Origin of the sequence: Tardiphaga sp. 20_F10_N6_6 (genome assembly GCF_052076045.1) — a bacterium.
Classification (GTDB): domain Bacteria; phylum Pseudomonadota; class Alphaproteobacteria; order Rhizobiales; family Xanthobacteraceae; genus Tardiphaga; species Tardiphaga robiniae.
The window spans coordinates 6,348,017-6,365,822 of sequence record NZ_CP197239.1; the positions used below are offsets into that span (position 1 = coordinate 6,348,017).

17 protein-coding genes are annotated in these 17,806 nt (G+C 62.0%); 8 read left to right on the top strand and 9 right to left on the bottom strand.

What is annotated here, in order from left to right:
- Positions 1-29: 29 nt before the first annotated feature.
- Entirely contained in the window at positions 30-797 is a 768-nt protein-coding gene (locus AB7813_RS30285) for a CoA-transferase (protein WP_441228916.1), read from the bottom strand.
- Positions 797-1,603 carry a CoA transferase subunit A gene (locus AB7813_RS30290; RefSeq protein WP_320447567.1) on the bottom strand — a complete coding sequence of 269 codons (807 nt, stop codon included), beginning with the start codon at positions 1,601-1,603 and terminating at the stop codon, positions 797-799. The genes AB7813_RS30285 and AB7813_RS30290 overlap by 1 nt, the downstream gene beginning before the upstream one ends.
- Positions 1,604-1,854: 251 nt before the next feature.
- Here AB7813_RS30290 and AB7813_RS30295 point away from each other — a divergent pair, with 251 nt between their 5' ends.
- The 4 genes from AB7813_RS30295 (at position 1,855) to AB7813_RS30310 (ending at position 6,755) form a co-directional block, all read left to right on the top strand.
- Positions 1,855-3,006, top strand: a complete 1,152-nt coding sequence (locus AB7813_RS30295) for an ABC transporter ATP-binding protein (RefSeq protein ID WP_441228917.1) — start codon at positions 1,855-1,857, stop codon at positions 3,004-3,006.
- Positions 3,003-4,796, top strand: coding sequence for an ABC transporter permease subunit (locus tag AB7813_RS30300; RefSeq protein ID WP_199712078.1), 1,794 nt, complete (start codon positions 3,003-3,005; stop codon positions 4,794-4,796). Before AB7813_RS30295 ends, AB7813_RS30300 begins: the two co-directional genes overlap by 4 nt.
- Before the next feature lie 31 nt (positions 4,797-4,827).
- Positions 4,828-5,916, top strand: coding sequence for an extracellular solute-binding protein (locus tag AB7813_RS30305; protein WP_120290478.1), 1,089 nt, complete (start codon positions 4,828-4,830; stop codon positions 5,914-5,916).
- 83 nt (positions 5,917-5,999) lie between these two features.
- Positions 6,000-6,755, top strand: a complete 756-nt coding sequence (locus AB7813_RS30310) for an IclR family transcriptional regulator (RefSeq protein ID WP_120290480.1) — start codon at positions 6,000-6,002, stop codon at positions 6,753-6,755.
- A gap of 126 nt (positions 6,756-6,881) precedes the next feature.
- Here AB7813_RS30310 and AB7813_RS30315 read toward each other — a convergent pair whose 3' ends face one another.
- A complete protein-coding gene (locus AB7813_RS30315) occupies positions 6,882-7,067 on the bottom strand; it encodes a hypothetical protein (RefSeq protein WP_120290482.1) in 186 nt (61 codons plus the stop codon).
- A 268-nt stretch (positions 7,068-7,335) separates the two neighbouring features.
- Between AB7813_RS30315 and AB7813_RS30320 the strand changes: the two genes are divergently transcribed.
- The 4 genes from AB7813_RS30320 (at position 7,336) to AB7813_RS30335 (ending at position 11,889) form a co-directional block, all read left to right on the top strand.
- On the top strand, positions 7,336-8,625 hold the full coding sequence (locus AB7813_RS30320; RefSeq protein WP_441228918.1) for an acyltransferase family protein: 1,290 nt from the start codon (positions 7,336-7,338) through the stop codon (positions 8,623-8,625).
- 240 nt (positions 8,626-8,865) lie between these two features.
- Positions 8,866-9,516, top strand: coding sequence for a glutathione S-transferase family protein (locus AB7813_RS30325; protein WP_120290486.1), 651 nt, complete (start codon positions 8,866-8,868; stop codon positions 9,514-9,516).
- A 45-nt stretch (positions 9,517-9,561) separates the two neighbouring features.
- Positions 9,562-10,341: an enoyl-CoA hydratase/isomerase family protein gene (locus tag AB7813_RS30330; RefSeq protein WP_439089484.1), complete on the top strand. Its 780-nt coding sequence runs from the start codon at positions 9,562-9,564 to the stop codon at positions 10,339-10,341.
- Between the two features lie 156 nt (positions 10,342-10,497).
- Positions 10,498-11,889 carry a hypothetical protein gene (locus AB7813_RS30335; RefSeq protein ID WP_441228919.1) on the top strand — a complete coding sequence of 464 codons (1,392 nt, stop codon included), beginning with the start codon at positions 10,498-10,500 and terminating at the stop codon, positions 11,887-11,889.
- 1 nt (position 11,890) lies between these two features.
- Here AB7813_RS30335 and AB7813_RS30340 read toward each other — a convergent pair whose 3' ends face one another.
- The 6 genes from AB7813_RS30340 to AB7813_RS30365 all read right to left on the bottom strand — a co-directional run bounded on the left by AB7813_RS30340 (position 11,891) and on the right by AB7813_RS30365 (position 17,796).
- Entirely contained in the window at positions 11,891-12,574 is a 684-nt protein-coding gene (locus tag AB7813_RS30340) for a class I SAM-dependent methyltransferase (RefSeq protein WP_441228920.1), read from the bottom strand.
- A gap of 14 nt (positions 12,575-12,588) precedes the next feature.
- Positions 12,589-13,581, bottom strand: a complete 993-nt coding sequence (locus tag AB7813_RS30345; protein WP_441228921.1) for a glycosyltransferase family 2 protein — start codon at positions 13,579-13,581, stop codon at positions 12,589-12,591.
- 154 nt (positions 13,582-13,735) lie between these two features.
- Entirely contained in the window at positions 13,736-15,166 is a 1,431-nt protein-coding gene (locus tag AB7813_RS30350) for a hypothetical protein (RefSeq protein ID WP_439083745.1), read from the bottom strand.
- A gap of 97 nt (positions 15,167-15,263) precedes the next feature.
- Positions 15,264-16,277: a UDP-glucose 4-epimerase GalE gene (galE, locus tag AB7813_RS30355; RefSeq protein WP_441228922.1), complete on the bottom strand. Its 1,014-nt coding sequence runs from the start codon at positions 16,275-16,277 to the stop codon at positions 15,264-15,266.
- 114 nt (positions 16,278-16,391) lie between these two features.
- Positions 16,392-17,357 (bottom strand): metallophosphoesterase, encoded by a 966-nt coding sequence (locus AB7813_RS30360; protein ID WP_441228923.1) that lies wholly within the window; start codon positions 17,355-17,357, stop codon positions 16,392-16,394.
- Between the two features lie 7 nt (positions 17,358-17,364).
- The gene (locus AB7813_RS30365) at positions 17,365-17,796 is read right to left on the bottom strand and encodes a GlcG/HbpS family heme-binding protein (protein WP_439061255.1); all 432 of its coding nucleotides are present in this window, start codon (positions 17,794-17,796) and stop codon (positions 17,365-17,367) included.
- Between the last annotated feature and the right edge of the window lie 10 nt (positions 17,797-17,806).

The window sequence follows — 17,806 nt, forward strand, 5'->3', positions numbered from 1 at the left end:
CGTCTCCGTGTCGTTGCTCGCCGGTCCTGTCAGGATGCATGGGACAGCGGCCGTTCGATCTCGCGCCGCATCTGCGCGGCGAAGTCCGGGTAGGTTTCGGCAACCTCGTCGTAAACACGCCCGCGCAGCAAAGCCAGCGTCTGCGAATCCGGCAGCGCGGTCTGTTCCGGCTGGCTTTCATGGGCGAACTGGAAGCCGGTGGCGTCCTTGATACCTGCGAGGTCGTGTCCGGGATGGATGCTCTGTAGATCGAAGCCCGGACGCGCCTTGTCGAAACGGAACAGGGCCTTGCTGGTCAACAGCGCGATCGGGCCGCCACTGCGGTAAACGCCATTGTCGCTGACGCCCGGCGTGCTGATGAAATCCACCTTCTCGACCAGAGCGCGCGGCGTATGTTCCTCGCGAAACAGGATCACGCGCGGCACGACGTAATACAGATAGGCCGATCCGAACGAGCCGGGCCATCGCACTTGCGTTTGCGGATAGTCGCCGGTGCCCACCAGATTGACATTGCCGCGGCCGTCGATCTGGCCGCCTCCGAGGAAGAAGGCATCGATGCGGCCCTGGCCGGCGCAATCGAACAGTTCGGCCGATCCGTTGGTGAAGAAATTGTGCTCCACCGATCCGAGGATCGAGATACGCGGGCCTTTCTCGCTGGTCTGCTGCTTCAGCGCCCGCAGCAGCATGGCGCCGGCCGCGGGGATCGGCGAGGACGCACCGACAGCGACATGCCGGACGCCGTCGAGCAGTTTGGCGACGGTGCAGATCAGGATCTCGCGCGGGTGAACCTCGCTCATCATGCGGGCTCCATCTGTGCGTTCGTCATGTAGTCGGCAAAACCCTCGGCGCTGCGCGCGGCACGCGCATAGCGCAGAATCTCGGTCGTGTCGGTCGGATATTCGCCCCACAGGCCGTAGGGCCACGCGCCCTTCGGCGCGACGGCGATTTCGGTGACATAGAGCGCCGGCAGCACGCCCGCCGCGCTCATTTCGCTGGCGAGCAGGCTTTCATCCACGATGCGCTCGACAGTGACAAGCGTGGTGGCCGATGCATAGGCCATCGCGGCGAGTTCGCGGCGTCGCCCGATCCACACATTGCCGAATCGGTCGGCCATCGGTGCGTGGAAGATCGTGATGTCGGGCTTGATCGCGGGGATGAGCACGATGGGATCGCCGCCATCCGCCAGCGGATTGTCGATGACGCGCCAGTCGCTGCGGTGGTGCAGCAGGTCGCTGCCGATCAGCCCGCGCATCGGCATGAATGGGCTGCCTTTCTGCGCGGCCATCAGGCCGGCATGGATAGCGGGGCAGGTGGCGTCCTTCAATGCGATCGCGCCGTCCTTGACGGCTGCGTTGAAGCGCGGCGCGCCGCCGGCTTCGCCGAGCGATACGGCGCTGGTCTCGACCGACCGAACCAGACCGGCGCCGACGAGTTGGTCCACCTGAAGGCCACCGGTCGGCACGCAGACGAGATCGAGATTGCGTGTGTTGCGTTCAATGATCGGGCGCGTCATCGCCATCGAGACGCCGGCATAATCCACCGGCAGCGCCAGCCGGACTCCCGGCTCCACATACTTCGCCAACGCGCGAAGATCGCTTACCACAATTCGCCTCCCGATTTATATGTTCTATATTGTAGAACGTGGTTCTAAATAAAATTAGTCGCGCGGCGCCGCGGCTGTCAATCCGTTTGTGTCGCGAAGCACTTTGCCAATAGGGGAAAATGCAAACCCGTCGGTAAGTCGATGACGATCGACGCGTCGTCGCATCGCGCATTCACTTGACAAGACGATGCGTGATGCCAACAATAATTGGAATAACGTCTCATAATATAGAACGACGAGGGAGGTTGATGATGGCTGAGCCATTGGCGCTGCGCGTGGGACATTCCGGCGCGGGTGTTCCGGCGTCGCAGTCGGGCGGCGCAAGCGAGCGTCAGGTCATCGGTTCGCGCATCGCAGTTCGCGATGCCGAAAAACGGTACGGCCAGTTCCATGCCGTCAATCGTATCAATCTCGATATCGAACCCGGCGAATTCATCACGCTGCTCGGCCCGTCCGGCAGCGGCAAGACCACATTGCTGAACCTGCTGGCCGGTTTCCAGAGCCTCGACGGCGGCGAGATTCTCGTGGACGGCAGGCCGGTGCACAACGTGCCCACGCATAAGCGCGGATTCGGCATGGTGTTCCAGAGCTACGCGCTGTTTCCCAACATGACGGTGACACAGAATGTCGCGTTCCCGCTGCGCATGGCCGGCGTCGATCGCGCCACCACCGAGCGGCGCGTCGCCGAGACGCTGGAAATCATGCGCCTGTCGGATCACGCGAACAAATCGCCGTCGGAAATGTCCGGCGGACAGCAGCAACGCGTCGCGATTGCGCGCGCCATCGTGATGCGGCCGAAGGTCGTGCTGATGGACGAGCCGCTCAGCGCGCTCGACCGTCGGCTGCGCGAATCGATCCAGATCGAGATACGCGATCTGCATCAGACGATCGGCAGCACGATCCTGTTCGTGACGCATGATCAGGGCGAAGCGCTTACCATGAGCGATCGCATTGCGGTGCTGGATGCCGGCAGGATCGTGCAGATCGGCCGCCCAGTCGAGATCTATCGTCACCCGTCCAATCGTTTTGTGGCGTCGTTTGTCGGCGAGAGCAATCTGATCGAAGCCGAGATCATGCAGAAGCGCGGCACCACAGTGACGCTGAAGAACCGCGCCGGCTATGTGTTCGATGCCGAGAGCCGCGACGCCATCGATGTCGGCCGCGTCACCGTGCTGGTGCGGCCCGAGCGCATCGCGATCCCCAACGAGCCGACCGCAAGCTCGACGCCGGTGACTGTGACGTCGGCGATCTTCCTTGGCGAGATCCTGCGCATCGAGGCGCAGATGGACGGCGGCGACACCCTGCTGATCCGCTGTACCGACACCGCAAGGCGGCCGCTGCCCGATGTCGGCGATCGCCTGCATGTGAGCTGGGGTCCGGAAGACTGCTGGGTGCTGACATGACGACGATCTCGCTGTCCGATGAGCCGAGGCATCAGGCGAGTTCCAGCCTGGCCATGAAGCTCAAGAACCCCGCGCTGCTGCTGTTGCCCGCGGTCGCTTTCCTGTCGTTCATCTATCTGCTGCCGCTGGTCGATCTCATTCGCATCAGCATCAGCGGGCCAAGCTGGCTGACCTATTTCCAGCGTGTCTTTGCGGTGCCGCTCTATTGGGAATCGCTGGTCCGGACCATGCAGATCTCGGTCACGGTCGCATTCCTGTGCCTGCTGTTCGGCTATCCCACCGCGCTGCTGATCCATCGCACCCGCGGCATCACCCGTGCTCTGATCGCCACCGCGATCGTGCTGCCATACTTCATCGCGATCCTGATCCGCACCTATGCCTGGATGGTGCTGCTCGGCCGCAACGGCCCGGTCAACAAGTTCCTGGTGTCGATCGGTATCCTGAGCGAGCCGGTCCAGTTGCTGTTTCACCGCGGCACGGTGCTGCTCGGCATGACGGCGGTGCTGCTGCCGCTGATGGTGCTAACCATCTATTCGAGTGTGTCGCGGCTGGATCCCGGCTTGACGCGCGCGGCGCTGGCCAGCGGTGCCGGGCCTATCGCCGTGTTCTGGCGCGTTCTGTTGCCGCTGACGCTGCCCGGCATTGGCGCCGGCTTCCTGCTGGTTTTCGTGGCCGCGATCGGCTTCTTCATCACGCCGACGCTGCTCGGCGGCCCGGGCGACCAGATGTTCGCCATGCATATCACGCAACAGGCGGACTCCGTGACGTCGGAGGGCTTCCTGCAGGCGCTGGGCGTCGTGCTGTTGTTGATCACGCTGCTGGTAGTCGCCATCGCCGGGCGTTTCCTCGGCCTGGAATTCATCTGGGGCGGGCGCAAGCTCACCGAGACGACAGCAGGGAAGGCCGCGCCAGCGGCAACGTCCGGCACCGCACGTCGCAGCTTCGGCAGCGCATTTGCTGACGCCATGGGCTGGCCGCTGCTCCGGCTGTTCGGCATGCTGCCGGCCAGTTGCGGCACATGGACGGTCCGCCTGATGGGTGGCGTGGTGGTCGCGCTGCTGATCCTGCCCATCATGGTCGTCATGATCATCTCGTTCAGCAGCGCCAGCTATCTGACCTTCCCGCCGCCGGGCTTCTCGTTGCGCTGGTACGAGCAGTTCTTCTCCGACACCAACTGGATGCGCGCGTTCTGGACATCCGCGCTGATCGCGGCAGTCTCGGCCTTCATTGCGGTCGGTCTCGGCACATGCGCGGCGCTTGGCATCGTCAGGGGTAATGTGCGCGGTAAATCCGCGATCATGCTGTTGCTGGTCAGCCCAATCATCGTGCCGCCGGTGGTGCTCGGCCTGTCGCTCTACACGCTGTTCCTGAAGTTCGATCTGGTCGGCTCGGTGTTCGGCCTTGCGGCGGCCCACGCCATCGGCGGTTTGCCGATCGTGGTGGTGATCCTGTCTGCTGCGCTGCAGAGCGTGGACTCGCGGCTCGAACAGGCCGCCTCGGTCCATGGCGCGTCGTCGCTCACGGTGCTGCGGCTGGTGACGCTGCCGGCCATCGCGCCGGGCCTTGCGGCCGCGACCTTCTTTGCGTTCCTGCATTCGTTCGACGAATTGGTGCTCACCCTGTTCCTGTCGAGCGCGCAGCTGAAGACGCTTCCGTTAATGCTGTGGGGGGACATCAATTACCGGCTCAATCCGGTGCTGGCTGTCGTGTCCACGCTCGAAGTGCTGCTGGTCGTGGGAGGACTGTTCCTCGCGCGGCCAGTGCTCGCAACGTCGCAAAAAGCGACCTGATGACAAACGATCAAACAGGAGGAAACACACTATGCTGGGAATGAAACGCTTCAGGCTGCCGGCCTTGGCTTCGGCGGCGTTCATCGCCATGGGGACGGGTCTGGCCGTTGCCCAGAGCAACGTCGTCATCATGCAGGATCCGGGCGGCGGTTATGGCGATGCGCTGCGCAAGGTGATGTACGATCCGTTCGAGAAGGAAACCGGCATCAAGGTCGTCACCGTGCAGGAAGCGCGCAGCGGTCCGCGCATCAAGGCACAGGCCGAAGCCGGCAAGGCGCAGTGGGATCTGACCTTCATCTTCGATCAGGAAACCAAGCTGCTCGGCGACTGCTGCCTAGCTGACATCGACTATTCCAAGCTGTCGGAATCCGCGCAGAAGACCCTGGCGGCGATGCCGGACAATCTGAAGCGCAAGAAGGGTGTCGCGCTGCAGGTGATCGGCGTCGGCCTCGTCTACAACAAGGACAAGTTCAAGGGCGATAAGGCCCCGCAGAACTGGGCCGACTTCTGGGACGTGAAGAAGTTTCCGGGGCGCCGCTGCATGCCAGCCTGGCCGCGCTTCACCTTCGAGGCCGCGCTGATGGCCGACGGTGTCGACAAGAGCAAGCTGTATCCGATCGACATGGAGCGTGCGCTCAAGAAGATCAAGGAGATCAAGCCGCACATCGTCAAATGGTGGACCACCGCCGCGCAGCCGCCGCAGCTGCTCCTCGATGGCGAAGCCGATATGTGCCAGGCCTATACGGGCTCGATGAGCAAACTGGCGCTGGAAGGCGCTCCGATTGATCTCACCTTCAATCAGGGCTTCGTCTATTACGACTTCTTCTCGATCCCGAAGGGCGCGCCGAACTATGATAACGCGCTCAAGCTGCTGTCCTGGCGTCTCGACCCCAAGCGCGCGGCCCAGCTGACCTCCACTTTCCCGGTCGCGCTTCCTTCGAAGGTCGTGTTCGATGCGGCGACGGACAAGAACGTCGCGCGCTATTGGGCGAACAATCCTGAGAACATCTCCAAGGCAATCGAATGGAGCCCGGACTTCTGGGGGGCGCCATCGCCCGCGGGCAATTCGACCAATGAAGAATATGCGCAGGAAAAGTTGAACGCACTGCTTGCCCAGTAAATCGCGCCATACAACAATGAGACCGGCGGCCCAGCGCCGCCGGTCTGTTCGCAACAGAGAACTACCTCACATCGGCTGCTTGGATGGATAAGGCATTTATCAAGGGACTGAGGCTCCTCGAAGCACTTGCGATGAGCGAGCAGCCGCGCGGGGTCACCGATCTCGCCAATGAGCTGAAGTTCACCAAGAGCAATGTGCATCGCCTGCTGGCGACGCTGCAATCGCAGGGCTTCGTTCGCCAGATTCCGCCGCACAGCACCTACGAGCTCACAACCAAGCTATGGGTGCTCGGCAACCACGTCATTCAGCGCATGGATCTGATCCGTATCGCACGTCCGGCGATGACGGCGCTGGCCGAAGTTACTGGAGAGACCGTCCATCTGTCGGTGCTCGAGGGTACCGACGTTGTCTATGTGGACAAGATTGAAAGCGCGCATCATATCCGCGCGCATACCAGCGTCGGCATGCGTGCGCCTGCATTCACCATGGCAACCGGGAAGGCGATGCTCGCGCAAATGCCAGACGAATATCTGGAGAACTTTCGCCCGCATCTCAGGCGTTATACGGATACGACGCGAACGACCATCGAGGAGTTGCGCGAAGACATCCATGCGGCACGGGTACAAGGTTACTCGTCAGTGCTGCATGGCGAGTGGCGGGAAGGTATCGCCGCCTGTGCTTGCGCCATCGTTGGACGCTCCGGTGAACTCGTCGGAGCCATCGGCATGTCTGGCCCCGACATCCGGGTCAAGCGAAAGCAGATCAAGGAATACGCCGTTCACGTGATGGAAGCGGCGCACACCATCGGTCTGGCACTCGGCCATGTTCGTGCGATGTGAACACGGTAATTTTCCGGCGAGGGGCGCTGTCCACTAGTTGGGCTCCGACTCGCAGGGCCGGCGGATTTGGCGGCTTTCAATCGTCCTTTTTGTCGAGCAAAGGATTCCGATGCCTCATGCACTCGTTCAACTAGTGAGGCATCCATTTGTCGTCGCCTGATCGCTCGCCTCGTATTGCTCAAGGCGATCGGCTTCCTGGCGGTATGCGTGCGATGCCTCGACAAGTCGCGTGACGGTGACGGCATCCAGAATGGTCTTTGCCAACCGTTCGGCGCGGATCGCTTGTTCCCTGAGATGCTGTACCCTGGTCATCTGGTGCCCTCACACTTGCCAATACAAGTTGAGTCAATTTCGATCGTTCCCAGCCTGTTCCCAGATGCTTAACGGATCGTAAGCGACACTGGAGTCAGTGAAGATGTCCTGGGTTATAGTAAATGCGGCGGCATCAACCCTAACGCTCCCGCGCAAACGGGCATTCAGGTTAAGCCCGAACATTTCGCCTGAGGTGGTAGACATGTAAATCGCCTTCACCCTCGTTATTCGCGCCGTTGCTATCCCCGGTTCAAACGGGGAGATCGCAATGTCGGAGAATGCAGGCGTCGCCAAGCGGCTGGAGAAATTTCCGGCGTTCGACGGCTTTCGAGGAATCGGTGTGGTGGTGGTCGTGTTCACCCATTGCCCGCAGGTGCTGGACAGCAGCGCCTACAACGCGATCTGGTACGTCAACCAGCTGTCGCGCGTGGGCTATATCGCGCTCGACATCTTCTTCGTGATCTCCGGCTTCTTCATCACGCGTTTGCTGCTGCGCGAGCGAGCCAAGAACGGCCGCATCTCCTTTAAGGATTTCTATATGCGCCGGGCGCTGCGCATCTTCCCGGTCTATTACCTCACGGTGCTTGCTTGCTACTTCATCTTCAGATTAGGTCCAGCGGATACACTGAGCCTTCTGACCTACACGTTCAATTTCTATCATCCGCTGCATGCGGCGCCGAACCCGCTGGAACACACCTGGTCGTTGTCGGTGGAAGAGCAATTCTATTTCTTCTGGCCGCTGTTGATCCTGATGGTGGCACCGGCATGGCTCAATGTCGTGACCGGGCGAGTGATCCCGCTGCTGGCGGTGGCGAGCGGTTTGTTGATGGCGCTGCTGCTCATCAATCACGAGCCGCGAGAGGCGGGCGACGTCGTCTATATGTCGCTGTTCACCCGCATGCTGTCGCTATCACTCGGCGGCTGGCTGGCGCTGCGCGAGTTCGAGAACCGGCCGCTGCGCGGCTGGCGCTGTGCAGCGCTCGTGGTCGTAGCGCTGATGATCCTCGTGATTGATCGCAAGGGCCGCGACCTCGGCATCATCACCTCGCAACCAGTCTACTGGACTCTCGCGCTGGTGGCCTATTCCATGGTGAGCGTGTCCTTCGTTGCGACGCTGGTGTTCGATCGCGGCATTGTCCGGCGTGTGATGACGGCGATCCTGTCGCTGTCCCTGTTCCGTGGGCTCGGCTCTCTCTCTTACGCGATGTATGTGTTTCACCTGCCGGTATTGTTCTATCTCGGCCTCAACGATGCTGCGACCCATGGCACCAAGGTGCCGATCCTCCAGGTCGCGATCGCTTTCGGCATTACGCTTGGTCTGTCGATCCTGTCTTACTATCTGCTGGAAAATCCGATGGCGAAGCTGAAACAGAATTTCAGTGGTACCAGGCCGGTGGAACCGGTCAGCACAAAGGGAGCAAACGTCACCCAGGGCGGCCGGCTCGCCGGGTTTGCGCGCGCAGCATTTTTCTCCCCGGAGGATCGCACCAGACCGGCCGACGAGCCTCCGCAGCAGACGACGGTCTGGCCGGGAGTTCGTCGCAGTCAGGCGAAATAATGTCAGCTGCGCCGCCGGCCGCATCATTTGCAACCGAGGGGCGAAGCCGTCGTGATCGGCCTCGGTGACGCGCGCGTGGTGTCAGGTGTCTTCGATCGGGGAGGGTGAAACCGGTCTACCGGGACCATGTACTGAAGGGCGAGTCTTGACGAAGAAGGGCAAGACTTGACGAAGCCTCGCGGCTGCTTCTCATTGGCTGGCAGCATGGCGATGTCCGTGCCTGCCTGGAGGTCTCGCCCGATGATCACGCTCTATCACTGCGCCCGCGCGCGCTCGTTCCGCCCGCTATGGACGCTTGAAGAGCTCGGGCTGCCCTATGAGCTGAAGATGCTGCCGTTCCCGCCGCGTGTCTTTGCCAAGGAATATCTCGGCATCAATCCGCTCGGCACCATCCCGCTGATGCTCGATGGCGAGATCCGGATGACGGAATCGGCGGCGATCGCGCAATATCTGGTGACCAAATACGGTCCGACGCCGCTGGCCGTCGGCATCGACGAGCCGGACTACGGCGCGTTCCTGAACGGGCTGCATTTCGGCGAGGCCACGCTGACCTTCCCGCAGGCGCTGGTGCTGCGTTATTCGAAGCTCGAGCCGGAGGAGCGCCGTCATCCGCAGGTGGTCGAGGACTATTCGAAGTTCTTTCTTGGACGGTTGCGTATGATCGAGACCATCACCACCGGCAACGACTATGTCTGCGCCGGCCGTTTCACCGCGGCGGACATTTCCGTCGGCTATGCACTGCTGCTGGCCAATCGTCTCGGGCTTGCATCGCAATTCGGGCCGAGTGTCACAGCCTATTGGGCGCGATTGCAGCAGCGCGAGGGCTACCTGCGTGCGGTTGAGTCCGAGAACCGCGCCGGCGACGCGCTGGGTTTGGCGCGCCGCTTCTGAGCGGCTATACCGACCGAACTATATTCCAAACGAGCGAGCAGACCGATGGCCAATGATAGCGTAATCCTGGAGAAGAAGGGCGCCGCACTCTGGATCACCATCAATCGGCCGGAGAAGCGCAATGCCATGAATGGCGATGTCATCGCCGGCATCGCCAACGGCTATCGCACGGCGCATGAGGACGCGGGCGTGCGCGTCATCGTGCTGACCGGTGCGGGCGAGAAGGCGTTCTGCGCCGGCGCTGATCTGGCGAATGCGGGTGCGGCCTTCTCGATGGATTTCTCCAAGCCCAACGGCGATCTCGCCGATCTGATGCGGCTGTCGCAAAACGCCACCAAGCCCGCGATCGCCCGCGTTAACGGCGTCTGCATGGCCGGTGGCATGGGGCTGCTGTGCATGACCGACATGGCGGTGGCCGCGGACAACGCGATCTTCGGTTTGCCTGAGGTGAAGGTCGGCGTGTTTCCGATGCAGGTGCTGGCGCTACTGCAGTCCATTGCGCCACGTCGGCTGGTCAACGAATGGTGCATCACCGGCGAGCCGTTTGACGCGCAGACCGCGCTTGGCGCTGGCCTGCTGAATCACGTGGTGCCGGCGGCCGAGCTCGACAGCAAGGTCGACTGGCTGATCTCGCGCATCACCGACAAGTCGCCGACCGCGATCCGCCGCGGTAAATATGCGATGCGCGCCATCGCCGCGATGTCGTTCGACGAGAGCATCGCCTATACCGAAAGCCAGATCGCGATCCTGTCGATGACCGAGGATGCGAAAGAAGGCCTCAAGGCGTTTGGAGAGAAGCGCAAGCCGGTGTGGCCAGGCAAATAGGGCGGCTCTCGGTGGCGCGCCACGACAGACCATCGAGCCGGCGCACGGGCGCATCGTCAGCCTTAAAGTGGAATTAACAGTGTCGCCGTACCCTCGTAGCCCGTGAGCGACCAGGCCATCAGCAGCCCAGCCAAACAGTTCCCGGTGCGGGCAACGATGCCTTTGCTGGTGAGCGCGTGCGTCTATGGCCTGTTGCTGGCGCTCGGGCCGCGGCTGCTGAACGATCCGGACAGCTTTTCTCATATCGCGATCGGCCGCTGGATCCTGGCGAATGGCGTCATTCCGTCGACCGACTCGTTCTCCTTTTCCATGCATGGCGGTCATTGGCTTGCCTTCGAATGGCTCTCCGAGGTCATTTACGGGGCGGTCTATACGTTTGCCGGCTGGCAAGGCGTCGTGGCGCTCGCTGCCGCGGCCATCGCGCTTTCCGTCGGGATTCTGACCCGGTTCCTGCTGCGCGAACTTGCGCCGAAGCCGGTATTGATCATTGTTACAGCCGTGGTCGTTCTTCTCGCGCCGCATCTGCTGGCGCGGCCGCATGTATTGGCACTGCCGGTCATGATGACTTGGGCGACCGCGCTCGTTCGTGCCATGGATACGCGTGCACGGCCGCCGTACTGGGCGTTACCCCTGCTGGTTCTGTGGGCCAATCTCCACGGCAGCGTCATCCTGGCACTGGGGTTGATCGGACCCGCAATCCTCGAAGTCCTCATACGAAACAAGCTCCGCGAGCGGCCTCGCGAAGTGCTCCATTGGCTCGCTTTCGCGGCTCTTGCTGTTGCCGCATCCTGCCTGACCCCTTACGGGCCCGGCACGCTGTTGATGCCGCTGACGACGCTCGGTCTTGGCGATGCGCTCAACTGGATCGGCGAATGGCGGCCACAGAATTTCGGCCGCATCGGGATCTTTGAGATGCTGCTGCTGGCGGGAATCTTTGCGCTGTCGCGCGGCGTGACGCTTCCCGTGGTGCGGGCTCTGGTCTTAATCGGCCTGTTGCACTTTGCTCTGGCGCAGGTGCGCAACGCGGATCTGCTTGCCATGCTGGCGCCACTCTATCTTGCCGCGCCGATCGCGCAGCAGTTTCGCAGCTGGGCCGCATCCAATGAGGCCGGCTCAGGTCGGGCGCTGCAGGTCGGTGCCCTCGGTGTCATGATCCTGGCGACCGTAATCGCTTCGGCGCGCGACGTTCGCCCCGCCACACGAAATACGCCGCAGGCAGCGGTGGCCAGCGCCGGTCTGACCGCGGCGAACCGCGTGCTCAACGATTATTCGTTTGGCGGCTATCTGATCTTCGCGGGAATTCCCACTTTCATCGATGGTCGCGGCGAACTCTATGGCGGCAGATTTCTTCATCGCTACAACAGCGGCCTCTCGCTGGCGGACCTGAATGATTTTCTGAAGCTGCTCGACGACTATAAAATCGATACCACGCTGCTGGAGCCGGAAACCCCCGCGGTTGCGCTGCTCGACCGGCTGCCGGACTGGAAGCGCGTCTATGGCGACGAGGTCGCAGTAGTGCACAAGCGACAGAGCGCTGCCGCGAAATAGTTCAGACGGTACCGAACGTTGCGTATTGCGCGCCAAGTGGCAGGCCGCTGAAGGCGTTTTCGACACGCCGCGCGGCTTTCGCTTCCCAGGGCAGTAGCAGGAAGTGACGCGATGCGATGTCGCGCAGGCCGGCGCCTGCCATGATCTTTTGCGTCTTGCCCGCGCGGAGCAATACCGCGTCGCGATCGAATTCGCAGCGTGCCACGGCCAGGCGTGTCAGCGGATTGAAAGGGTTGTGTTCGATGACACAGACGACGCCGCCCGGCCGCACCACACGTCGCATCTCACGCATGAAACCCGCCCATTCCGCAGGCGGGACGTGATGCATGACGCAGATCGTGGTGACGAGATCGAAGCTGGCATCGGCGAACGGAAAAATACGGCCGTCGAAATCTTGGTAGGCGACGTCGGGGTTGTCGGTCTGCGCCTGGACGATGCTGGCGGAGGAGACGTCGATGCCGCTGAGGCGCCCGACCATGCCGCGCAGCAACGGATGGAAGCTGCCAACGCCGCAGCCGGCATCGAGCATGTCAGGCTTTTTTGATTGAAGCCGCTCTGCGATCAATTCGCGCAGCAGATCGGCCTTTGCGCGCATGAAGAAGCTATGCGGCAGGCCAGAAAAGTCGATCGAGGACTGAACGACGTCGCGGTAGTTGCTGCGGTAGCTGTCGAACAGCTGGCTCATGACAATCCACTCCGTCAGGCACTGCGCGAGGTGCGGTAAGATGCGTCGGCTTGATCGCGCTCGAAACCGACGCGGTTCTGCACGACATAAAGTGGACGATGTTTCGCTTCTGCGTGGATGCGGCCGACATAGAGGCCGACAATGCCGGTCATCAGCATGTTCAACCCGCAGAGCAGGGACACGATGACGATGATCGACGACCAGCCCGCGACCAGATGCGGGTCGTTCGTCATCCACAGTAGCAGCACCCAGCCGCCATACAGCAGAGCCAGGCTCGAGACCGCGAGACCGCACCAGATCGCCAGCCGCAGCGGCGCGTCGGAAAAGCCCAGCGCGGCCGACATGGCGAGCCGCGCCATCTTGAACAGCGGATACTTGGTTTCGCCGGCGGCGCGTTCGAGGCGATGGAAGCTCACTTCGGCCTGGCGGAAACCGAGCCAGGCGATCATGCCGCGCACGAAGCGATCACGCTCCGGCATCTGGCGCAACGCGTCCAGCACCTTGCGGTCGATCAGTCGGAAGTCGCCGACGTCTGCCGGGATACGCACCGAGGTCATACGGCCAAGCACCCGATAGAACACATGGGCGGTGGCGCGCTTGAACGCGCTTTCACCTGCGCGGGACAGACGGCGCGCATAGACCACGTCATTGCCTTCGCGCCACTTGGCGATCAGTTGTTCGACGACTTCAGGCGGGTCCTGCAAATCCGCGTCCATGACGACGATCGCGTCGCCTTGCGCGGCGTCCATGCCGGCGGTGATGGCCACCTGGTGGCCGAAATTGCGCGACAGGCCGATGTAACGGAAGCGTGGATCACTCTTGGCGAGTGCCTGCAGCACGATGGGGCTGGTGTCGCTGCTGCCGTCGTCCACGAAGATGGCTTCCGCGGACGCGTCGAGGCGGTCGAGCAGCAGTCCCAGCCGGCGGACCAGCACAGGCAGGACGGCCTCCTCGTTATAGACCGGCACGACGATGCTGTAGATGATCTGCCCGCCATCAATCGCCATTTTGGAGTTCCGCCCCGCTGATTGGCGGGATCCTAAGCCCCGATGGTTAAGGCGGCCTTGCAAAGAGCCTTGAAATCAGGCGCGTTGACCCGCCTTTGCGCGGTTCCATGATGCAGGCCTACGTGCGAACCAGACCGCGTGGCAGTCCGCTCGGCTATGGCCGCCTGTCAATCTTGTACAGGACAAATCGTGCTGACCTGTCCACCTCTTGCAGTCTGTCGGGCAGCGGGTTCGCCGAAGCGGGACCGAGTACATAGAGATAGTCGAAATCGCGGTGCCAGGTCTGGATGAAGGACGGCGCGCCGTCTGGCGCGTTGCCGGTGGCGATTGCACTGAGCAACCGCATCGGCACGGGCCCGCCATAAGGAATGGCAAGACGTTGCACGGTGGCACTGGGGCGAAGCGGCTGCTTGCCGGTCTCGGTGAACACGTTGGGGACGAACGCATTGGCGTAATGCACGGCCAGGGTCGGGGCATAGGCCATCGGATAATCTGTCAGGTCGTTGAACGGCGGGTCATCGCCATTGCCGCTTGTCCCGACAAGAACCAGTGCACCGCGATCAAGCTTCTGGAACGAAGCGATCAGCGCCGCGTAGTCGGCGCGATAGGAGAGCCAGACGGCAAAGACGGTTGCGAGATTGGCGAGGATGACGCCGCTGACCACCAGCAAGGCGGCAGCGAGCCACCGCCGGTTCGGCAGGGATAGTGAGCAGAAGGCCGCCACGATGATCACCGCCCCGGGGATAATCCGGAGGTCGGCAAATGACGTGCCGAGAAGCTTCGAAGGGATGACGAGATAGAGAAACGAAAAGCCGGCAACAAGCCAGATGCCGACCGGTTCGATCTTCAGAACCTCGTATTTGAACGCCAGATACAGCGATACCAGCAGGACCAGAACGCTGATGGCGGAGACCGTCATGTTATAGCCATTGAGGATACGGAATACCCAAACTGGCTTGTACTGAAGCAGCCACTCCGTGCCGTCACTGCCGACCGATCCGGAGGTCGCGCGCATCACGATCAGCAAGAGCACCACAGGCAGTGCGAGAAGGACGAGGCGCAACAGAGTCGCGCGATAGGGCACCTTCCGCTGATGGGCGCGCCAAAGTTCATACAGACCGATGGCTGCGCCATAGATGCCGAGCGAAAAGAAGTGGACCGCGAAAAGTGCCGGGACGAAACAGGCATTGACGACGAGCCGTATCAGCGGAGCACGCTCGATCACCGCCAGATAGGCGGCGATGCCCCAGAGCGAGATACCCAGGCCGAATTCGAAATTCAGAAACCCCCAGCTGAAGGGCAGGCAATAGACGAACAGAAGCGCAGCAAAGCCGCCGATCTGAACACGGCCCTTTGCAACCCGCTCCAGCGCGAGCGCCCCGCTAATGATCAGTAACTGACTGCAGAGCAAAAACAGCCGGGTTGCGTTCTCGACGCCGACCCATCGTGCGATCTGCGGGACGAGCAGATCCATGCCGAGATTCGGATACAGCGCCCAGTGCACCTCGTAATACGGGTTGGCGCCGGGCTGCCCATTTTGGGCCAGAAGATACATGCGGGCGAGGTGGTTGACATAATCGACCATCGCCGGAATCGGAGTCAGCACAGTCGGGAGAAGCGATACGCCCGCAAGCAATACAAAAACGATTATTCCCGCGGACCGCATGTTGGCCGGGGCGGGATTACTGGTCGAGATAGCCATTGGGATTTTTCTGCTGCCAGTTCCAGGCATCGCGGCACATATCCGAAATATCGCGCCGGGCACGCCATCCCAGCGTTTCTTCGGCAACGTCGCCGCTCGCGTAGTAGCTGGCGATGTCGCCGGCCCGTCGTGGTGCGAAGGCAAAAGGAATCGTCCTGCCGCTCACAGCTGTATAGGCGTCGACGAGCTCCAGCACGCTTGTGCCTCGTCCGGTTCCCAGATTGACCTTGAGGACCTTCTGCTTGTGGACATGGTCGAGGGCGGCGACATGGCCGGCGGCCAGATCGACCACATGGACATAGTCACGTATGCCGGTGCCGTCCGATGTCGGGTAATCGTTGCCATAGACATTGAGCACGGGCAGTCGTCCAATAGCGACGCGCGAAATATAGGGCATCAGATTATTCGGAGCGCCATTGGGGTCTTCTCCGATCAGCCCGCTTTCGTGGCTGCCGACCGGATTGAAATAGCGGAGAATTGCCACGTTCAACGGGGCTAGGGAATGCGCAATGTCGCTCAGCAATTCCTCGGCCTGCAATTTGGTTCGGCCATAGGGGCTGAATGGTGCGAGCTTGTGGTCCTCCCGCAGGGGCAATACGTCCGGCTCGCCATAGACGGTCGCAGACGACGAGAACACGATATTGCGTACTCCGGTCTGCTGCATGGCCTGCGCCAGCCTCAGCGTGCCGACCACATTGTAATCATAATACTCGGCAGACTTGCTGACGGAATCCGCAACCGACTTCAGTCCGGCAAGGTGAATGACAGCGCTGCAGCCATGCGCCGACAGTGCCGATATCAGCGTGTTGACATCGCGTACGTCGCCTTTGATGACATCCGGTGCCGTGCCGGTGATCAGCCGGATGCGGTTGATGACTTCGGGATGACTGTTGCAGAAATTGTCATAGACCACGACCTTGCGACCGGCGTGGATCAGCTCCACGCAGATATGCGAACCAATGAAGCCGGCGCCGCCTGTAATCATCACCGTCATGTCGGAATGGTCCTGCTTGGAAGGCGTCGGACGAGCACTGAGGCTAGCTCCGTCAGCTTAATAAACTGCAGTTTGTAGCGATAGCCGCCTTGGTTAGTAAATCATATTCAAGAACTAGCCCGCGCGTTTCAGCCGGTGCAGCGTCACTTCCGGCGGGCAATTCAGCCGCACCGGGAGCAGACTGGTGCCGACGCCGACGGATGTATAGCCGGCCATGCCTTTATGACGCCACGCGCCGTTGCCCATATGGCGCGGCAACACGGCCTCCAGCTTGATGGCGTAGCCGCCGGGCAGGCAGAGCTGGCCGCCATGGGTGTGGCCGCTCAGCATCAGATCGAAATTGTGCTCGGCCGCCTCGGCATAGGTCTCCGGCGTGTGCGATAGCAGGATCGAGAAGGCGTCCGTCGGAATTTGCGACGCGACCTTCGGGATGTCGTCGGCAAGGTAGAAGTGCGGATCGTCGACACCGGCGAGATAGATCCTCTCGTCGCCGCGAGCGATCGTCTCGCATTCGTTGAACATCATGCGGATGCCCATGGCTTCCAGCGCCGGCGTCATGCGGATGCTGTCGTGATTGCCGAGAACGCCATAGACGGGATCGCGCAGCCTCTTGCGAAGTTCACCGACACCTGCGGTGGCGCGCTGATACGGCCCATAGGTCTTGCCGCGATAGTCGCCGGTCAGCACACAGATGTCGTAATCAAGATCGCCGACGAAGGAGATCAGGTGGCGCAGCGCAGCCTCGCTGAGATCGACGTGGAGATCGCTGATATGCAGGATCGTGAAGCCGTCGAACGCGGCGGGCAGGCGCGGTGAGGCGACGATATTCTCGCGCACCAATACGCGGTTGGCCTCGCGGCGGGCGCGGCCATAGAGGCCGGCGAGTTGCAGCACGGTGCGGACGATCGGTGGTGCGGTGAGCCAGTTCTCCAGATTGAAGAACAAGCGGCCCTGGCCGAACAGCTGGTGATCGCGATGGGTCTCGATCTCCAGCCGTGCCTTCACATGCGCATCCCCGATACGGTCGATCAGCGAGCGGAGCGCGCTGTCGTCGATCGGGGGATGCGGTGGCTGAGTCAACGTCGATCTAGCCGGTCGAGGCCTTGAGGCCGGCCGCCTCGATGCCCGCGACGGCTGCGATCTCGTCATTGTCCGATGTATCGCCGGAGATGCCGATGGCACCGAGCAGGCTGCCCGATGCGTCATGAATGAGAACGCCGCCCGGCACCGGGATCAGCGCGCCGCGCGCCATGGTATTCACGGCATCGATGAAGAACGGCTGTTCCTCGGCACGCTTGAGCAAAGCCCTCGAGCCGAGCCCCATGGCCAATGCGCCATAGGCTTTTCCGTGGGCGACTTCGCCGCGCATCAGGCTGGTGCCATCCTGCGCGATGGTGGCCTTTACGCAGCCGCGGGCGTCGAGCACGGTGATGACCATCGGCTTGAACTTCATCTCGATCACCTTGGCGAGCGAGGCGTCGAGAATCTTGCGGGCTACGTCGAGGGTGAGGTCGGCCATGTCGGTTGTT